The organism is Corynebacterium comes, from assembly GCF_009734405.1.
Taxonomy (GTDB): Bacteria; Actinomycetota; Actinomycetes; order Mycobacteriales; family Mycobacteriaceae; genus Corynebacterium; species Corynebacterium comes.
In genome coordinates this window covers 36,157-52,590 of sequence record NZ_CP046454.1, presented here as the reverse complement: position 1 = coordinate 52,590, position 16,434 = coordinate 36,157, and the positions used below count along the sequence as shown (strand labels likewise).

The following is a 16,434-nucleotide window of genomic DNA, read 5'->3' as shown; positions in this document are numbered from 1 at the left end:
GGATACCCGGATAGACGACTCAGCCCCAGCAAGGGGAGCGGTCACTGGGAGAAGGTAAACCGGATCTCCTTCGGCATGATGTGGACAGCCTTAAACTCTGGATCTGCCATAATCTCGTGCCAAACCTCAGCAGGAATAACCAGACTGTTTCCCGCACTGATCCCATGATCGGTGTCAGGGAAATGAACAATACATCGCCCCTCGGTGACGACGAGCACTGATTCGACGGAGGCCCGGTGCCTGGGCCAGGAAATTCCCGCCGTCGCTTCCATCCGTTTGGTGACAAACAGCCTTCCTTCTTCCAACGGCGTCACTCTGGGTCGTCCTGCAGATTCCATCTTGATTCCTTTGTCACACGTCAACCACTGGAAGGGACCTCGTCCCCGACTTGCCATGCAACCACCCTGCCGGGCCGACCGACCCCAGTTTGCCGGATCGCAAGGCATATTCCAGAGGTGCTGGGAAGGGGTATTGCACCTCTTACCCGATGAGCCTGTCCAGACCCCTTAGCTAACGTCATCAGTTCTTGACCTGGCATTTTATAGCACATCCACGGATGTCTCAGTTCCTGGGGAACCGAAAAACCTAATCCGAGGCACTTTTGGAGGGCCCCGTTTTGCCCGCAACTGAGAAATGATCGCCCTATGGGGCGAAGGCGATCATTTCCCGGCTTGGCGGAGGTCAACTACAGGTTCTGGAGCATCTGCTCCATCTCGGTGATTTCGGCTTCCTGAGTGGTGATCATCTGCTCCGCCAGGGCGATGGCCTGGGGGTTGGCGCCGTTGTTGACCTGGTTGCGGGCCATGTCGATGGCCCCTTCGTGATGGGGGATCATGTGCTCGAGGTAGAGACGAACTGCCTCGGTGCCTTCCGCATTCTCCAGTGCGGTCATACCCTCCCGGTCCATCATCCCGCTCATCCCGTCCATGTTGCCGGGCCCCATCCCGTCCATGTTGCCGGGCCCCATCCCGTCCATGTTGCCGGGCCCCATCCCGTCCATGTTGCCGGGCCCCATCCCGTCCATGTTGCCGGGCCCCATCCCGTCCATGTTGCCGGGCCCCATCCCGTCCATGCTGCCCATGTTGCCGGAGCCTGGTTGCCGGTCCCAGGTCTCGAGCATGGCGTTCATCTGGTCGATTTCCGCGGTTTGGGTATCAAACACCCGCTGGGCGAAGGCGGCAACCTCACCGGGGATGTTGTCCTTGGCCAGGAGGATTTCGCTCATCTCCACGGCCTGCTGGTGATGAGGGATCATCATGCGGGTGAACATGACGTCCGCGTTGTTGTGCTCGGGGGTAATCTCTCCCGGGGCCTGGGCCGTGGTCGTTCCGGTGGTGGTCTCTGTGGAACGGGTAACCGTCTCGGCACTGGTGGTCAGGGTGCCAGTGTCCCCGGTCTCGGTCCCCTGGCTACAGGCGGCCAGGGTCAAGGCGGCGAGCAGGGGAAGGGTGGACAGTGTGATGGTGCGCTTCATCATGGTGCCTTTCGGGATCAGATATCAGGCGAGGACTACACGATTCATCGAACTAGGCCTTCTCACAGGCCCAACCACGGCCACATAACCACGCCTGCCCCGGGACCTGGCCCTCGGCCACGGGTCAGGGTGGCGAAGACCGGCTTAGGCATCACTGATGGCTTCCAGCGCTGCCTGCAGTCGGGCGTCAGCATCGTCGGCGACCTGGCGGACCTGGTCACTGTCGCTGAGTTTCACCATGGTCTGCGGGTCGATTGCCTCCACCGTGGTCCGCTCATCCCCCGGCCCCCGGCGGACTACGACGTTGCACGGTAGCAGGGCACCAAGCTCGGGCTCAGCGGCCAGCGCCTTACTGGCCAGGGCGGGATTGCAGGCACCGAGGATGACGTAGTCCCCCACAGCCTCCCCGGCCGCAGCCCCGAGCTTCTTGGTGAAGGTGGCCTTGATATCGACCTCGGTGAGCACGCCAAATCCCTGTTCGGCCAGCGCTTCCCGGGTGCGTGCGATGGCATCCTCGTAGGACAGTGCCACGGTGACAGTGTGGGTGTAGGACATGCTCTGACTCCTTAAAACGTGGCGGTGACTTCGCAATGACTCGACGCCTTCAGCCTGACAGCGTCGGGTGGATCAGGCAAGAGAGAAGAAGAGCTTTTCCTCTTCTTTTTCCCGTGAACTCCTCCGGGGTGGTCAAGCTGGAGGCGTGCCTTCGTCGTATACAGACTGGGGCATTTTCTATACCCCGGCCCGTATAGGGCCGGGCGAGAATGAGGGAGAGATACGGTCCTTCATCCGGGAAACCTACCCATCCCGCACAGGTACGACCGATCACTGCCTCCCGGGGGGCCGACCGGGAGACGAAGGAATGTCGAATCAGGGGCCTTTTCCGCCGAGGGCGCCTCGCTTCTGCCCTGGGATCAGGGGAGAAGCCTTAACCAAACAACGAGCCGACGCCATAGGTGATGGCCAGGCCGAGGGCGCCTCCGAGCACCAAACGAGCACACGACCGCATCCGCGAGGTGCCGGAGAGGACAGCGGAGATAAACCCGGTCAACGCCAACGCCACGAGGGTGACCACGGTGACCACGACAACCGCAGACCCCGCCGGGGCAAAAAACACCGACAGCAACGGCAGGAGTGCCCCGAGCACAAAGGAGATGGCCGACGAGACAGCAGCAGCAACCGGGCTGGTCAGTTCCTCACTGTCCATTCCCAGCTCCAGCTGGAGATGGGCCGCCAACGGGTCCTTCTGGCCAATCTCCCGGGCGGCCTGGTCGGCCGTCTCTGGCGAGATGCCGTACCCGGTGAGGATGCCAACAAGCTCCTGGCGCTCTTCTTCCGGCTGCTCCGCCAGTTCCCTGCGCTCCAGGGCCAAAAGTTTCTTCTCGGTGTCCCGCTGAGCAGAGACCGACACATACTCACCCAACGCCATGGACACCGCACCCGCGATGGTCGAGGCCACCCCGGCAAGAAAAATCGCCCCCTCCCCCATGCCTGTGGCGATAACACCGAGCAATAAGGCCGCAATGGAGACTATGCCGTCATTGGCGCCGAGAACACCGGCACGCAGCCAGTTCAACCGGGCATGATGGCCTGTTCCATGGGGTTCGTCACGGTGTCGAATGGGAGCAGACATCCAGTAGGTTCTCTCTGCCGGTGATCATCGTCGCGGGTAGGTCCGTTCTGAGGATCATCCTAAGCCTCAACCCACCGTCTGGTATCCCGAAAACTGCTACCACCGTGGTCACTATCGGAAACCTTCTCCCCGAGGGCATCACACCTGACCACAGCTCAGAGGCAGATATTTTGTCTCCGTCTGCTGGTTACGACCCCCTTCCTCCCGGGGTGGTCGCGACAACAGCACCGGCCGATCACCAGGATCAAAGAGTGATGAAATCCGAGTAGAAACTGAAAAACACCGAGGCTGCGACGGCGACGTAGATCACGGCGATCAGGGTGCCCGCCCATTGGGAGGAAAACCGCACCACAGCAGGGGAAGCGGGGAAGAGTCCATGAGCGAGGTTGCGCACGGTAAGCAGGATGAACAGCGGAACCATCATGGCCCACACCACCATGCAGTACAGGCAGAGAATATGGATGACGAACAGGGCCTGGTACCACAACCAGACGATGAACAGCAGGCCCACGGTCACCCCTGCCTGCAGAGCCCCCCAGTACCAGTCGGCGAAGCGGGCCCCGGATAGCATGGCCATCGCCGTGGTGATGACCACGGCGAAAGCGACGATGCCGATCAGGGGGTTGGGGAAGCCGAGCAGTTCGGACTGCCAGGTGCCCATCACCTTTCCACAGGAAACCAACGCGTTGATGTCGCAGGTGGTGACATGTTCGGCGTCCTCGTAGAGGGCCAGGCGTTCGAGCACCAGGATGCCCGAGGCCACCCATCCGATCACACCGGTGATCAACAGGATGAGGGCGAAAGGACGGTTCCGGGCGACGGCCGGCAAAGAGGGGTCAGTGTTCGTCTCGGTCACGAGAACCTCAGTTTCGTCTTCGGCGGTGGGTGAGTGCGTCATGGGTTCGGGTTAGTCGGCGGCAGCCGCGTCGACCTCGGCCCGGAACTGCTCCAGGGAGTCCGGAGTCAAAAGCTGGCCGTCGAGGAAAAAGGTCGGGGTGCCGGGCACACCCAAAGCCTTGCCGTCGGCCACATCGAGCTGGACCCGTTCCTCGGTGGCCGGATCGGCGACAGCGGCGTCATAGGCGGCCATGTCCAGTCCCAGATCCTCGGCGAAGCCGCGGAAGACCGCGCTGTTGTCCTCCGAGGACTCGCCCCACTCGGACTGAGTCTCGAACATCCGGTGATACATCGCTTCGTACTGGCCCTGCTGGCCGGCGGCCTCCACTGCCACAGCCGCCGGCAGGGAGTTGCGGTGACCCGGCAACGGGAAGTAACGATGGATGAAGGTGACGCTGTCGGAATACTCTGCGCGCAGGTCCTCCACGAAGGGGTACGCCGCCCGGCAGGCCTCGCACTCGAAGTCGAGGAACTCCACCAGCACAGCCTTCTCGTTCGGCGCCTGGGACAGCACCCGACTGTTGTCCCTCACCACCTGGCCCGCATCACTGGCCACAGTTTCGGGGGCGGGCGCAGAAGTGGAGTCCGCCCGGCCGAGGAGGAAGGCCACGATCCCGGCGATGACGACGACGGCCAACAATGCCCAGACAATGATCTGGGCTTTTCTCCAGTTTCCCGACGGCCGGGTGGAGGTGGTGGGGTTGGTGGGAGTGCTCACGAGGGTTCCGTTCTATCTTTCGTGGGAATCAGGAGTGTCAAGGCAGCAGGCCCAGGGTCGCCCGGCAACCTGCCGACGAAGTCTCTACCTGGGAGGGTCATGAACAGGTGCATCCATCCGGCGAGCAGCAGGCCGGATCAATGGTGACCACCAACTCAAGCAACTCGCCCAAGGCGTGACCCAGCCGAGGGTCAGCCAGCGAATACCAGACGTTGCGCCCCTGCGGGGTGGAGACCACTAGTCCGCATCCGCGCAGGCAGGCCAACTGATTCGACATCACCTGCTTGGAGACAGCCAACTGCCGGGCAAGCTCGGATGGTCGAGCCGGCCCGTGGCGCAGGGCCAGCAAAATTCCGGTCCGGGTGTCATCGGACAGGGCATGGCCCATCCGGGACAAGGCGGAGATGTGAGGCAGGGTCACCGTGCTCATAACGATAGACAGTACACAGTCCCCTGTACTAGGCCTCGAGGCACTCAGCGCACTAACCCACGATCAGCGGGGGGCTGTTCGACACCCCGGCCACAGACGCGGCCCTGAGGGCCAGGGCCGGGTTTTCTTGCCGGTGGGGTGGGGTTAGAAGGTGATGCCGTGCTGGGCGAACCAGGGGGCAGGGTCGACGGCGCCGCTGCCGGTGGGGTAGAGCTCAAAATGCAGGTGGGACCCGGTGGAAAAACCTCGGTTACCCATACCGGCGATCTTCTGGCCGGCGGTGACCTGCTCGCCGACGCTGACGTCGAGGGTTTCCATGTGGCCGTAGACGGCAATGGAGCCATCGTCGTGCTGGATGCGGATCCACTGGCCGAAACCGGAGGCCGGACCGGAGTCGATGACGGTGCCGCCCATGGCGGCGAGAATCGGGGTACCCACGACGTTGGCGATGTCGAGGCCGGCGTGAAGGCTGCCCCAGCGCATACCGAAACCGGAGGTGAAGGTGCCCTCGGTGGGCTTGACCACAGAGGCGGACGGGGCCTGCGCGGCGGCAGCCTCAGCAGCGGCGGCTTCGGTACGCTCAGCGGCGTACTCCACCGCCTTGTCCAGCTGCTCCTCGAGGTTGGCTACCGGCTTATACTCCGAGATCGCCAAGATCTGCGGTGCCACCTGCGTCGCATCTAAGGGCAGGGCGGTGTCAGTGGCGGCCAACTCCACATCGACGGCGGCGACCTCCGAAGATGCCGGGGCCTGATCCTGAGCCTGCAGCGTGGCAGCGGTGGCCCCACCGATCCCGGCGGTGGAGACCGCGCCGGCGGCCACGGCCACCAGGGCCACGCGCCCCGTGGTCTGCGAGGTGGTGATCTTGCGGTGTTTCCCTCGGGCCGGTCGCTGAGCCGTCAGTCGCATGAATCTTCTTCCGTCGTTGTCCGTTGGCCCGCACCCCAGCCCACCGCTATGCACGGTGGAGACCAGAATGTGACCGTTCCGTTATTTACGGACGTAACACTAGCGTCTCACTCCCCAAGAAATCCAGCCGGAAGACGAACTCTGTGCTTCTTCCACCTTCTTCACAGCCCGATCGCCGGGGATTGTCAGGGATTAGCGAGGACGACGCTAATGTGCCCGAAGAGCTCTTGCCTGCTCCTAGCTGACCTACCTAGAAATCGGGCACGGCCAGGGGCAATCCGGGCAGGACTGTAGCCACCGGCGGCGTCCCGGCCGCTCCTGGCGAAATCCCACCGGTACTACTTGGCGGGCGGGGACAGGGAGGGTGTACCGGTTCCTCCGGTGTCGGGGGTGGCCACCTCCTCGACACCCCGGGTGCTGTCGCCACTCCCCCGCACCTGGCGGCTGAGCAGAAAAACGACGAAGGCCAGCGGGATGACACCTGCGGCCCAGGCCAGGACGGCGGCGCGCTGGTCGGCGAGCAGATCCAGCTCCCAGGGCAGGAGCAGTGAGCGGTAGAACTCTTCACCCACGATGGTGTTGAGCTGGAGGAGATAGACGCCGAAGAGCAGGTGGACCGGCAGGGAGGCGATCAGCCATCCCAGGCGGACCGCGGCTGGGCGGCGGTGCGGAAGGGGATCAGGTCCACACATCCCCCAGAAGTAGAAGCAGCCGGAGACCAGGAGCACGGTGTTCATGATCAGATGTCCTGCGTACTTGGAGATCAGCAGCTCATAGAGCGGGATGAGCAGGTACATCACGTAGAAGAAGAACAGGAACTGCATGGTGTTGACCACCGGATGAGTGATTATTCCCACCCACCGGCTGCGAGTGAAGGCACACACCCAGTCATGGATGCCGGGGTGGCCGGCCGGGCCGGAGTCATAGGCGGTCATCAGCAGGGTCAGCGGGGCGCCGAGCACGAGGAAGATGGGGATGACCAGCGACAAGATCATATGGCCGAGCATGTGCACCGAGAAAGTAGCGGGCATGTTCATCCCGATCCCCGAGCTCATCGTCACCAGCAGGCTCACGCATCCGGCCAGCCACCAGACGGTGGAGGTGGTCGACCAGGTTCTGCCGGCCTGGCGGGTGCGCCACACCGCGTAGAGGTAGCCGGCGGCCAATAGCAGGGCGAGGGTGCCAAAGAGCAGGTCAAAGCGCCACATGCTCCACACGTTGAGGGCGGTGGGTTTCTCGGACAGCTCGTAGCCGAGCTTGGTGGCCATCTGCGAGAGGTTCGGGATGCGCGGTGGGGGCGGCGGGGTGCGCCCCATGGTGATGGCGATACCGGTGACCGCCGCCATGACAATCACCTCGACGATGGCGACCTGGCGGAACAGGCGGCGATCAGCGGGGTTGGCCTGCACCTTCGGAATGACCCACGCCCGGTGGATCCACCCGAAGACACCGAGGATGATCACGCCGATGGTCTTGGCCACGATGATCAACCCGTAACGGGTGATCAACAGATCCGTCAGCTCGATGCGGATGGCAGCGTTGACCAGCCCGGACACGGCCATGACGATGATGGAAACCAGGGCGATCATCGAGTAGCGGCGCAGCGCAATATCCAGGTCAGGTCCCAGGCGACGACCGTGGGCGAGCAGGGCCATGAGTCCGCCGACCCACAGGACTAAGAAGACCAGGTGCCACAGGTAGGAGTTGGTGCCGTGGTCATGGTTACCGCCCGAGGAGGAGTGCCCTGTCAGGCCCAGGGGGATGATCATGAGGATTGACCCGAGGAGCAACAGTGGTTGGGTGATCCACGCCCGGCTCATCAGGCCCGTACAACCGGTGACCAGGGCAATAAGGGCGACGATCAGCCACACCTGGGCCATGGCCACCTGCTCGACGGCCACCGTCAGGGTCTCCAGGCCCAGTGTCTGGGCCAGGGGGGTGCCGGAGACATCTGAGAGCACCAGCGGGATCATCAACAACGCGATCAGTCCGAAGCAGATGGCCGCGACCGCACCGGTACGCGAGGCCAGGTGCCCGTCCACACTCAACGAGGCCTGGTGCAGGCGGTCGTTATCACCGCCGGGCAACCGTGGGGAGATGAGGAAAGCGGAGAACAGGAAAGAACCGGCCGACAGGGCAGCGAGCATCCAACCGACCGCGCGGAAAAACGGCAACCCGAAGGTGGTCGCGATGCCCGGGTTGGGGATCCCCAAGGCCGCGAGGGATTCGCCGAGGAAGCTGTAGGCAACCGTCCCGCCGACTGCACCGGCGACGGCGAGAAAGAGCAAGTACAACGGCCACGTGGGGCGTACCCGCTCCTGAGGCCGGCTCCCGATGGTGGGGGTCTTCCCTGCGGTCGTATCCGTGGCAGTGGGGGTGTCATTTACCGGGTGGGTCATCTGTGTCCATTTCGCCGTCCATGCCGCCTCCGCTCTCCTGATGCGTTCGGAAGCTGGCGTGGGGTTCACCCTAATGGGGCCTGCTGGTGTTCTTGTAAATTGCCCAGGGACCAGTATCTTCCCCCGGTTCACCCCCTGCAGGGGTGCATCTACCTGTGAAGAACAACACCCGGTGAAGGCGGCGTGGCCGGGAACTTTCCCCCCGTCCGTTCCGACCACTCTCTTGGTACCTCCCGCAAGCAGGTGCCTTAGTCGCTCACATCCGGTTGAAGAGCCGGCCCAGTCCAGGAGGACTTTCGTGATCATCTCTCCCATGCTCCCTCGTCGTGTCATCGCCGCTGTGGTGGCGGTCGGTGCCCTGAGTGTCGTAGCCACCCCGGCTGCCCTTGCGCATGACTCGGTGATCGGTGGCAATCCCGCGGACGGTGAGGTGGTCGAGGAGTTCCCGCGCAGCATCGAACTGGAGTTCTCGGGGCTTCCCCAGGAGGGTTTCAGCACCGTGGCCATCACCGATCAGGATTCCGGTGACCTCCTGTTCAGTGGTGAGCCGACCATCAAGGATCGACTGGTGACCCTCGACCTGCCGGCGGATATCAGTGGTGGACCAGGCGACTACACCGTGGGCTTCCAGATCCTCTCCTCCGACGGCCACGCCACCCGCAGCTCAACCACCTTCACCGTCGCCGGCGACGCGGCCGCTGCCACCACGGGTGACGCCGAGCCGGTGGAGGAGACCCCCGCTGCCGAGAACACCGCCGAGGAAGACACCTCCGGATGGAGCGATCTGATAGTCCCGACCCTCGTGGGACTGGCCGTCTTCGGGGCCATCGCCGGTGCCGGTGTCCTGGTCGTCCGACGTCGTGACGCGCGTTAAAGAGTGAAAGAGGCACCCGGTACATCCTCCCGTGCAGATGTGCCATGCCACGGGCCCCTCTTCCTGCCTCCGGATATGTCTCAGGACCCCCACCTGATGCTGGCCAGGTACCCGAGGACGACCCCGCCAGGGGATGCTTGCAGATTAGTCATTCACCACTGTATGGTCAGCGCATGCTGACCATTGCTTCCCGTCTCGATGTGATGAACCGCCTGGGTCGTGCCATGGCCGATCCCACGCGGTCCCGGATTCTGTTGTCCCTGCTCGATGCCCCGAACTATCCGGCGCAACTGGCCCGGGAACTAGGGTTGACGCGCTCAAACGTCTCCAATCACCTGACGTGCCTGCGGGACTGCGGGATCGTGGTCGCCGAGCCAGAGGGGCGGCGCACCCGCTATGACATTGCTGATGCCCACCTGGCTCAGGCCTTGACCGCTCTGCTGGAGACCACCCTCGCCGTCGATGAGGACGCCGCCTGCCTGGACCCGCAGTGCCCGGTCGCCGGTTGCTGCGATACGGACGGAGGCCAGCAGTCATGACGTCTGCCTGTGGTTGTGAACCGTCCGCACCGATGACCGAAGAAGATGAGCACACCCCGTGGTGGCGTGACCGCGCCATCCTCCTCCCGGTGGCTTCCGGACTGACCCTGCTCCTCGGCCTGATCCTCGAGTGGTTTATCCCGGGGGCCGGACTGATGGCCACCACCTTGTTCTGGGTTTCCCTTCTGCTGGGTGCTTCCCAGTTCGTTCCCGGGGCACTCAAGGGGCTGTTCACCTCTCGCCGACTGGGCATCGGGTTACTGATGACCATCAGCGCCACCGGTGCGGTCCTGCTGGGATTCATTGAGGAGGCCGCCGCCCTGGCCTTCCTCTACTCCATCGCCGAGGCGCTGGAGGATAAGGCGATGGACAAGGCCCGTTCGGGCCTGCGCGCCCTGCTGACACTCATCCCCTCGACCGCCACGATCGTCGCTGCTCACGGGGGTGCCCGCACCGTACAGGTCGAAGACCTCGTCCCCGGGGACATTCTGCGCCTGGCCGCCGGGGAACGCCTGGCCACCGACGGGGTGGTCCGCTCAGGTCACAGCAGCCTGGATGTCTCGGCGATCACGGGTGAATCCATCCCCGTCGAAGTCGGGCCCGGCGATGCGGTGCTGGCCGGATCCATCAACACCTCCGGCGCCCTCGAGGTCAAGGCCACCGCCGCCGGCACGGACAACTCCCTGACCACCGTCGTCAAGCTGGTGGAGCAGGCCCAGAACGACAAGGGCCGACGGGCCCGGATCGCTGACCGTCTGGCCCGCCCCCTGGTGCCCGGGGTCCTCATCCTGGCCATCCTCGTGGCCGCCATCGGTTCCCTGCTCGGTGATCCCGGTGTGTGGATCGAGCGTGCCCTGGTCGTCTTGGTGGCCGCTTCCCCGTGCGCGTTGGCGATCTCGGTGCCGGTCACGGTGGTCTCGGCAATCGGGGCGGCCAGTAAATTCGGTGTGGTCATCAAATCCGGCGCCGCCTTTGAACGCCTCGGCGGCATCCGGCATCTGGCCCTGGACAAGACCGGCACCCTGACCCGCAACCGACCCACCGTCACGGAGGTGCTCACCACCGGGGGAGTCAACCGGGCCGAGGTCCTCGACTGGGCGGCGGCACTGGAGGCTCACTCCACCCATCCGCTGGCCGCGGCGATCACCGCCGCCGCACCCCACCCTCCGGTGGCCCAGCAGGTTTCGGAGGCCGCCGGCCAGGGCATTACCGGAGTCATCACCGGAACCCGGATTGCCGTGGGTAGCCCCCGCTGGCTTTCCCCTGGGCCTCTGGCCACCGAGGTGGAGTCCCTGGAAGAACAGGGCATGACCGTGGTCATCGTCCACCGCGACGACCAACCCGTCGGGATAGTCGGGGTCCGCGATGAACTACGCCCCGAAACCCCCGAGGTCATCAGGTCACTGACTGCCGAAGGCTTCGGGATCACCATGCTCACCGGCGATAACACCCGCACCGCCCAGGCCCTGGCCGTCGAGGCCGGCATCCAGGACGTCCGTGCGCAGCTGCGCCCGGAGGACAAGGCCCGGGCCGTGGCTGACCTGCATGAGCGGGGTCCGGTGGCGATGATCGGCGACGGCATCAACGACGCCCCCGCCCTGGCCTCGGCAGACATCGGCATCGCCATGGGTGCCAGGGGCTCGGACGCCGCCATCGAGTCCGCGGACGTGGCGTTTACCGGCGATGACCTGCGCCTGATCCCCCGTGCCTTGCACCATGCCCGCCGGGGACGGGCCATCATCAACCAGAACATCGTCCTGTCCCTGGCGATCATCATCGTTTTGCTCCCGCTGGCGATCACCGGCGTGCTGGGACTGGCGGCGGTGGTCCTGGTCCACGAGGTGGCCGAGGTCATCGTCATCACCAACGGCCTACGGGCCGCCCGCACCAAGCATCCTGACCTCAACCCGGTGGCGACGGCCACGGTTCCCACGGATGAGGATGCGCACGGAAAGACCCGGGTCTACTAGTGTTTTCACCCATCAGCACACTGGAAAAGAATGCATTTTCTCACCGGACGGGGAAGTAGAAGTCATGGCCGTGAGCAGCACACATGAACGCAGGTACGAGCGGGCCGCGCAGAAGAAGGGCTGGAGGACATTCCTCCGGCCCGGCTGGGTGTTCGGTGTCCTCGCCATCATCGCCTTCTCCTATTTCTCCTTTACCTTTCTGGCCCCATGGCAGCTGAGCAGGGACGGTGCCATCGTCGAGCGCAACGATCAGATCGAGGCCGCCTTCGAGGTCGAGCCCGTCCCCGCCGAGGAGGTCTTCGACGCCCAGGGCAGCATTGAGCCTGAGGAGGAATGGGCGCGGGTCATCCTTGAGGGCCACTATCTGCCCGAGGATGAGGTCTTGATGCGCAACCGTCCGGTCGACTCCTCCCCCGCCTTCCACGCCCTGACCCCCTTCCAGCTGAACTCCGGTGAGGTGATCCTGGTCAACCGTGGTTTTCAACCGCCGTTCGAGGGCGGTGTCCCCCCGATGGACACCCCGCCGACCGGTGAGCAGTCCATTCTCGGCCACGCCCGATTTGCCGAGCAGACACCGATGTCCCCGCCGATCGAGGACCAGGGCTACCGCCAGGTCTACGGCATCAACACCGAGCAGATCGCCGAGGTGACCGGCACAGATCTCGCACAGGACTATGTGCAGCTGGCCGAGGGACAGGCCGGGGAGATCAACGCCATCCCGGTGCCCATGCTCGACCGCGGCTCACACCTGTCCTACGCCTTCCAGTGGATCGCCTTTGGCATCATGGCCCCGCTCGGCCTGGGCTACTTCATCTGGGCGGAGTTAAAGGAACGCCGCCGCGTGCGCCGCGAGGAGGCCGAGCTTTCCGTCGACGCCGCATCCGCCGAGCAGACCACGGACCAACAGGACGGTGACACGGATTCCGGCACGATGGGCACCCTCCGCACCACTCATCCGGAGAACGACACCCCTGGCCCCGCCCCTACCGGAACCACCACGTCCGCATCCTCCGGTGACCGTTCACGCATGTTGCACGACCGCTACGGTGACAGTCGACCGGATCACTCCCGAAAATTCGCTCGTCGCCAGCGCGAACGGTTCTAACCGTGGCCTTCCCCGCAGCACCGTTCAACCCGCCTCACACTTGCGTGGGCCGTACCAGACCGGATGCCATCAAGCATTTTCAATAAGCTTTCAATAAGGGGTTTTCCCGGCTAGGCTACAGGCATGAGCACGCCCGACCACGGCCATGACCCCGGCCAGCCCCATGCCCCGAACGGATCCTCCACAACCCTGACACCGACAGCGCCGACCACCCCTACCGGCGATCATGCCCACGGCTCCGCACGCTGGGAGTTGGGGTTCTCGATCGCCGCCGGCGTCACTTACGCCGGTGGGATGATTGCGCAGTTCGCCTTGGGGCTGCCGATGGTCGGATGGCCGTTGGCGTTCTTTCTCGCCACCTACTTCTTCGGCGGGTTCTTCACCATCCGCACCGCGATCTCCTCCACGCTGCGGGGGAAGTTCGAGGTTGACTTCCTCATGCTTGTCGCCGCGGTCGGCGCTGCCCTCATCGGCCGGTGGGCGGAGGGAGCGGTGCTGCTGTTCTTGTTCAGCCTCGGCCACGCCCTCGAGGAGTACGCCCTCAGCCGCGCCAGCAAGTCCATTGAGGCCCTCGCCGAACTCGCCCCCCGCCACGCCCTGGTGCGCCGCGGTGATACCGAACCCGTGGAAGTGCCCGTGGAGGAACTCGTGGTCGGAGACATCGTGGTCATCCGCCCGAATTCCCGCATCCCCTCGGACGGGTTCGTGATCTCCGGGATGTCCGCCGTTGATCAATCAGCGGTCACGGGCGAGTCGATCCCCGTGGAGAAGGAACCGGTGGCCGACCCACAGCGGACGATGCACACGATTGACACCCTCCCCGCCGCCAATCGAGTGTTCGCCGGCACCGTGAACGGGTCCGGCGTGCTCGAGATCGAGGTCACCGCGACCGCCGCCGACTCAACGCTGAGCAAAGTCGTCGAGCTCGTTCGCACCGCCGACCAGGCCGCGTCCCCGACCCAGCAGTTCATCGACCGGTTCCAGCGCTGGTACGTGCCCGCCGTGATCCTCGGGGTCATCGCCACCTTGTTGGTGTCGATGTTCGTGTTCGCGCAACCGTTCTCCGACGCTTTCTACCTCGCCATGACCGTGCTCGTCGCCGCGAGTCCATGTGCTCTCGCGATCGCCACCCCAGCCGCGGTCCTGGCGGGTGTGGCTCGCGCTGCCCGGGCCGGCGTGCTCGTCAAGGGCGGTGCCCCGCTCGAGACACTGGGCCGAGTAAAGGCGATAGCGTTCGACAAGACCGGCACCCTCACGTGGGGCGCGCCCCGAGTGACCTCACTGGCCCCCGCCAACGATACGTCCGAAGCGGAACTGATCCCCACACTTGTGGCTGTCGAATCGCTCAGCGATCACCCCCTCGCTGCCGCGATCGTCCGCGACCTTGCCCCCCGCGTCCCGGAGACCGAGCGGTTGGTGGCCACCGATCTCTCTGCCCTCACTGGACGCGGCATCACTGCGACGATCGACGGAGAACGGGTGGAAGTGGGCAACCTCCGCATGTTCGACGAGCAGCAGCTTAAGCTGCCTCCTTCGCTGGCCGAGGCCTACACGAAGGCCCGCGACTCGGGGCAGACGTTGATGGTGGTCCGTCGTGGTGACCGCTTCCTTGGGGTCGTCGGAGTGATGGATGCCTCCCGCAACGAATCTGCCCAGGTGCTCAGCATGCTCCGGGACACAGGGGTGGGCCATCTGGTCATGATCTCCGGCGACAACCAGCGGGTGGCCGACGCGGTCGGCCGGGAAGTCGGCGTCGACACGGCGATCGGAGAGCTGCTCCCCGAGGATAAGGTCACCCACATCACGGGCCTGGCCAAGACATACCATCCGATCGCGATGGTCGGCGACGGTGTCAACGATGCCCCCGCCATGGCCCGCGCCGACGTCGGCATTGCGATGGGTGCCGCTGGGTCGACGGTCGCGCTGGAGACCTGTGACATCGCGTTGATGAGTGACGACCTCGGACGCGTCCCGTTCGCTGTCCGGCTGAGTCGGGCGACTGGCCAGATCATCCGGCAAAACCTCATCGCCAGCCTCGCAGTCGTCGTTGTCCTCATCATCGCGACCTTCCTCGGGTTGAATATCGGCGCCGTCGTGCTTATCCACGAGGGATCCACTCTCATCGTCGTCGCAAACGCGCTGCGCCTGCTCAACTTCCAGAAGGGCAAGGAACACGCTGGCATCGACCACGAAGATAAGCCCACGCACTGACGCTTCCCCCTGCCAGTCACCAGTGGGGGCAGTTTCGAGAACAGTCCGAAGCCGCGTTCACCCTCAGGCCAGCGAAACCGTCTCTGACCTACTATCGACTCCGCGTGACAGTGTCATACCTCGGCGCCTAGCCACACACATCCTCCGTGAGGTAAAGGCAGGCAAACGACTTCTGCCCCTGACAGCAAGCCTCGTCTGACGTGATCATTCAGCTGCCCTTCTCTGGAGATAAAGACAGCCACCCAGGATGAGTTCCTGCATGTCCTCTCTGATGAAGAATTCGTGAAGATTCTCGTCCCAGACTGGCTTTGTGACTGGGTTCTCCTCAATAGTCGAGGTAGGAGAGCATGCCACCTATTCTGGTGGCCACAGGCAGAAGAAGAGCTGCTGGCGGTACTGATCCGGAAAATGTGGAAGGCCTGGCGCTCCCCCGGCGACGATGGTCAGCTGCTCGGGAAACCCCGAAGGAGTGAAACATGCACTGGGATGGAGACCACATGGGGGGCTGGGGCATGGGAATGGGCTGGTTGGTCCTGGCCCTACTCGTGCTCGGTATCGTGGTCTTGATCATGATCATGGTCGGCATTTTCCGCGGCCGAATAGGACGAGGCCCAGGAGGCGATGACAGGGCTCAGGGACCGGAGCGCAATCGGGCACGAGACATGCTCGATGAGCGCTATGCCCGAGGGGAGATCGACGCCACTGAGTACGACGAGAAACGGCGGCGTCTTGAGAACCGTAAGGATAAAGATTAGGCCCTGACGCCACTCAGCCGAGGACAATGGGCCCGGGTGGAATCGGCGTCTCCAAGACCGGGTTGCCCTGGGCCCACCCATCCGCCTCTTCTCCCAGGTCTCTGGTGGCGACGACGCGGGCATCCTCGTGGGAGGAGACCTATGGCAGCCGGAAGTACTTCACAGCCAGGACGGGCTACTGCAGGTGAAGATAGTTGCCGCCCAGCAAGAGGTGGATATCCGCGGATGTCAGGCTCAGGTTCTGGCTTATAATGGCACGATTCCGGGATGGACCTGGCGGGTGAGCCCCGGGGACTAGTTCATCCCAAAGCGGTTCTTTTTTCGTGACTTACGCGGTGACGATGCTCCTCCGGGAAGCCTTGGTCGCTTCCCGCGGTTACGGCACCATGTACGCCGCGCTGGCTGGCGTCGCCATCATCACGGCCGTCTTCTATCACGGGTTCCACCGGCGTAGAGCTGTCTGACCCCCGCTTATCCACGCCACCCCCTCCCCACCTTTCCTTCAAGGCCACACGCTCCC

At 64.2% G+C, this 16,434-nt stretch carries 16 protein-coding genes; 7 read left to right on the top strand and 9 right to left on the bottom strand.

Features of this window, described 5'->3' with window-relative positions:
* Positions 1-41: 41 nt before the first annotated feature.
* The 9 genes from CETAM_RS13545 to CETAM_RS13505 form a co-directional block, all read right to left on the bottom strand.
* Positions 42-338 carry a cupin domain-containing protein gene (locus tag CETAM_RS13545; protein ID WP_156229569.1) on the bottom strand — a complete coding sequence of 99 codons (297 nt, stop codon included), beginning with the start codon at positions 336-338 and terminating at the stop codon, positions 42-44.
* Positions 339-685: 347 nt separating this feature from the next.
* Positions 686-1,474 carry a DUF305 domain-containing protein gene (locus CETAM_RS13540; RefSeq protein ID WP_156229589.1) on the bottom strand — a complete coding sequence of 263 codons (789 nt, stop codon included), beginning with the start codon at positions 1,472-1,474 and terminating at the stop codon, positions 686-688.
* Between the two features lie 144 nt (positions 1,475-1,618).
* Complete coding sequence (locus tag CETAM_RS13535) at positions 1,619-2,029, bottom strand: DUF302 domain-containing protein (protein ID WP_156229568.1); 411 nt, start codon at positions 2,027-2,029, stop codon at positions 1,619-1,621.
* 373 nt (positions 2,030-2,402) lie between these two features.
* Positions 2,403-3,107, bottom strand: coding sequence for a VIT1/CCC1 transporter family protein (locus CETAM_RS13530; protein ID WP_156229567.1), 705 nt, complete (start codon positions 3,105-3,107; stop codon positions 2,403-2,405).
* Positions 3,108-3,351: 244 nt separating this feature from the next.
* On the bottom strand, positions 3,352-4,005 hold the full coding sequence (locus CETAM_RS13525) for a vitamin K epoxide reductase family protein (protein WP_066791994.1): 654 nt from the start codon (positions 4,003-4,005) through the stop codon (positions 3,352-3,354).
* A 9-nt stretch (positions 4,006-4,014) separates the two neighbouring features.
* Complete coding sequence (locus tag CETAM_RS13520) at positions 4,015-4,722, bottom strand: DsbA family protein (protein ID WP_156229566.1); 708 nt, start codon at positions 4,720-4,722, stop codon at positions 4,015-4,017.
* Between the two features lie 97 nt (positions 4,723-4,819).
* Positions 4,820-5,152 carry an ArsR/SmtB family transcription factor gene (locus tag CETAM_RS13515; protein WP_156229565.1) on the bottom strand — a complete coding sequence of 111 codons (333 nt, stop codon included), beginning with the start codon at positions 5,150-5,152 and terminating at the stop codon, positions 4,820-4,822.
* Positions 5,153-5,296: 144 nt separating this feature from the next.
* Positions 5,297-6,061 carry a M23 family metallopeptidase gene (locus CETAM_RS13510; RefSeq protein ID WP_042622809.1) on the bottom strand — a complete coding sequence of 255 codons (765 nt, stop codon included), beginning with the start codon at positions 6,059-6,061 and terminating at the stop codon, positions 5,297-5,299.
* Positions 6,062-6,399: 338 nt separating this feature from the next.
* Positions 6,400-8,460, bottom strand: coding sequence for a bifunctional copper resistance protein CopD/cytochrome c oxidase assembly protein (locus CETAM_RS13505; RefSeq protein WP_231587681.1), 2,061 nt, complete (start codon positions 8,458-8,460; stop codon positions 6,400-6,402).
* Between the two features lie 298 nt (positions 8,461-8,758).
* On the opposite strand from CETAM_RS13505, the gene CETAM_RS13500 reads away from it, so the two are divergent.
* From CETAM_RS13500 to CETAM_RS13470, 7 genes are all read left to right on the top strand, one after another.
* Complete coding sequence (locus CETAM_RS13500) at positions 8,759-9,334, top strand: copper resistance CopC family protein (protein ID WP_035120001.1); 576 nt, start codon at positions 8,759-8,761, stop codon at positions 9,332-9,334.
* Positions 9,335-9,507: 173 nt separating this feature from the next.
* Positions 9,508-9,873 carry a Cd(II)/Pb(II)-sensing metalloregulatory transcriptional regulator CmtR gene (gene cmtR / locus CETAM_RS13495; protein WP_035120002.1) on the top strand — a complete coding sequence of 122 codons (366 nt, stop codon included), beginning with the start codon at positions 9,508-9,510 and terminating at the stop codon, positions 9,871-9,873.
* Entirely contained in the window at positions 9,870-11,843 is a 1,974-nt protein-coding gene (locus tag CETAM_RS13490; protein ID WP_172808030.1) for a heavy metal translocating P-type ATPase, read from the top strand. The genes cmtR and CETAM_RS13490 overlap by 4 nt, the downstream gene beginning before the upstream one ends.
* Before the next feature lie 64 nt (positions 11,844-11,907).
* Positions 11,908-12,948, top strand: coding sequence for an SURF1 family cytochrome oxidase biogenesis protein (locus CETAM_RS13485; RefSeq protein WP_156229564.1), 1,041 nt, complete (start codon positions 11,908-11,910; stop codon positions 12,946-12,948).
* 123 nt (positions 12,949-13,071) lie between these two features.
* On the top strand, positions 13,072-15,159 hold the full coding sequence (locus CETAM_RS13480; protein ID WP_156229563.1) for a heavy metal translocating P-type ATPase: 2,088 nt from the start codon (positions 13,072-13,074) through the stop codon (positions 15,157-15,159).
* A 476-nt stretch (positions 15,160-15,635) separates the two neighbouring features.
* Entirely contained in the window at positions 15,636-15,914 is a 279-nt protein-coding gene (locus CETAM_RS14005) for an SHOCT domain-containing protein (protein ID WP_003847971.1), read from the top strand.
* Positions 15,915-16,237: 323 nt separating this feature from the next.
* Positions 16,238-16,378, top strand: coding sequence for a hypothetical protein (locus CETAM_RS13470; RefSeq protein ID WP_155803959.1), 141 nt, complete (start codon positions 16,238-16,240; stop codon positions 16,376-16,378).
* The last annotated feature ends 56 nt before the right edge of the window (positions 16,379-16,434 follow it).

Coding starts and splice junctions, on each gene's coding strand:
- CETAM_RS13545 (WP_156229569.1), bottom strand. CDS start 338: ATGGAATCTGCAGGACGACCCAGAGTGACGCCGTTGGAAGAAGGAAGG.
- CETAM_RS13540 (WP_156229589.1), bottom strand. CDS start 1,474: ATGAAGCGCACCATCACACTGTCCACCCTTCCCCTGCTCGCCGCCTTG.
- CETAM_RS13535 (WP_156229568.1), bottom strand. CDS start 2,029: ATGTCCTACACCCACACTGTCACCGTGGCACTGTCCTACGAGGATGCC.
- CETAM_RS13530 (WP_156229567.1), bottom strand. CDS start 3,107: ATGTCTGCTCCCATTCGACACCGTGACGAACCCCATGGAACAGGCCAT.
- CETAM_RS13525 (WP_066791994.1), bottom strand. CDS start 4,005: ATGACGCACTCACCCACCGCCGAAGACGAAACTGAGGTTCTCGTGACC.
- CETAM_RS13515 (WP_156229565.1), bottom strand. CDS start 5,152: ATGAGCACGGTGACCCTGCCTCACATCTCCGCCTTGTCCCGGATGGGC.
- CETAM_RS13510 (WP_042622809.1), bottom strand. CDS start 6,061: ATGCGACTGACGGCTCAGCGACCGGCCCGAGGGAAACACCGCAAGATC.
- CETAM_RS13505 (WP_231587681.1), bottom strand. CDS start 8,460: ATGACCCACCCGGTAAATGACACCCCCACTGCCACGGATACGACCGCA.
- cmtR (WP_035120002.1), top strand. CDS start 9,508: ATGCTGACCATTGCTTCCCGTCTCGATGTGATGAACCGCCTGGGTCGT.
- CETAM_RS13490 (WP_172808030.1), top strand. CDS start 9,870: ATGACGTCTGCCTGTGGTTGTGAACCGTCCGCACCGATGACCGAAGAA.
- CETAM_RS13485 (WP_156229564.1), top strand. CDS start 11,908: ATGGCCGTGAGCAGCACACATGAACGCAGGTACGAGCGGGCCGCGCAG.
- CETAM_RS13480 (WP_156229563.1), top strand. CDS start 13,072: ATGAGCACGCCCGACCACGGCCATGACCCCGGCCAGCCCCATGCCCCG.
- CETAM_RS14005 (WP_003847971.1), top strand. CDS start 15,636: ATGCACTGGGATGGAGACCACATGGGGGGCTGGGGCATGGGAATGGGC.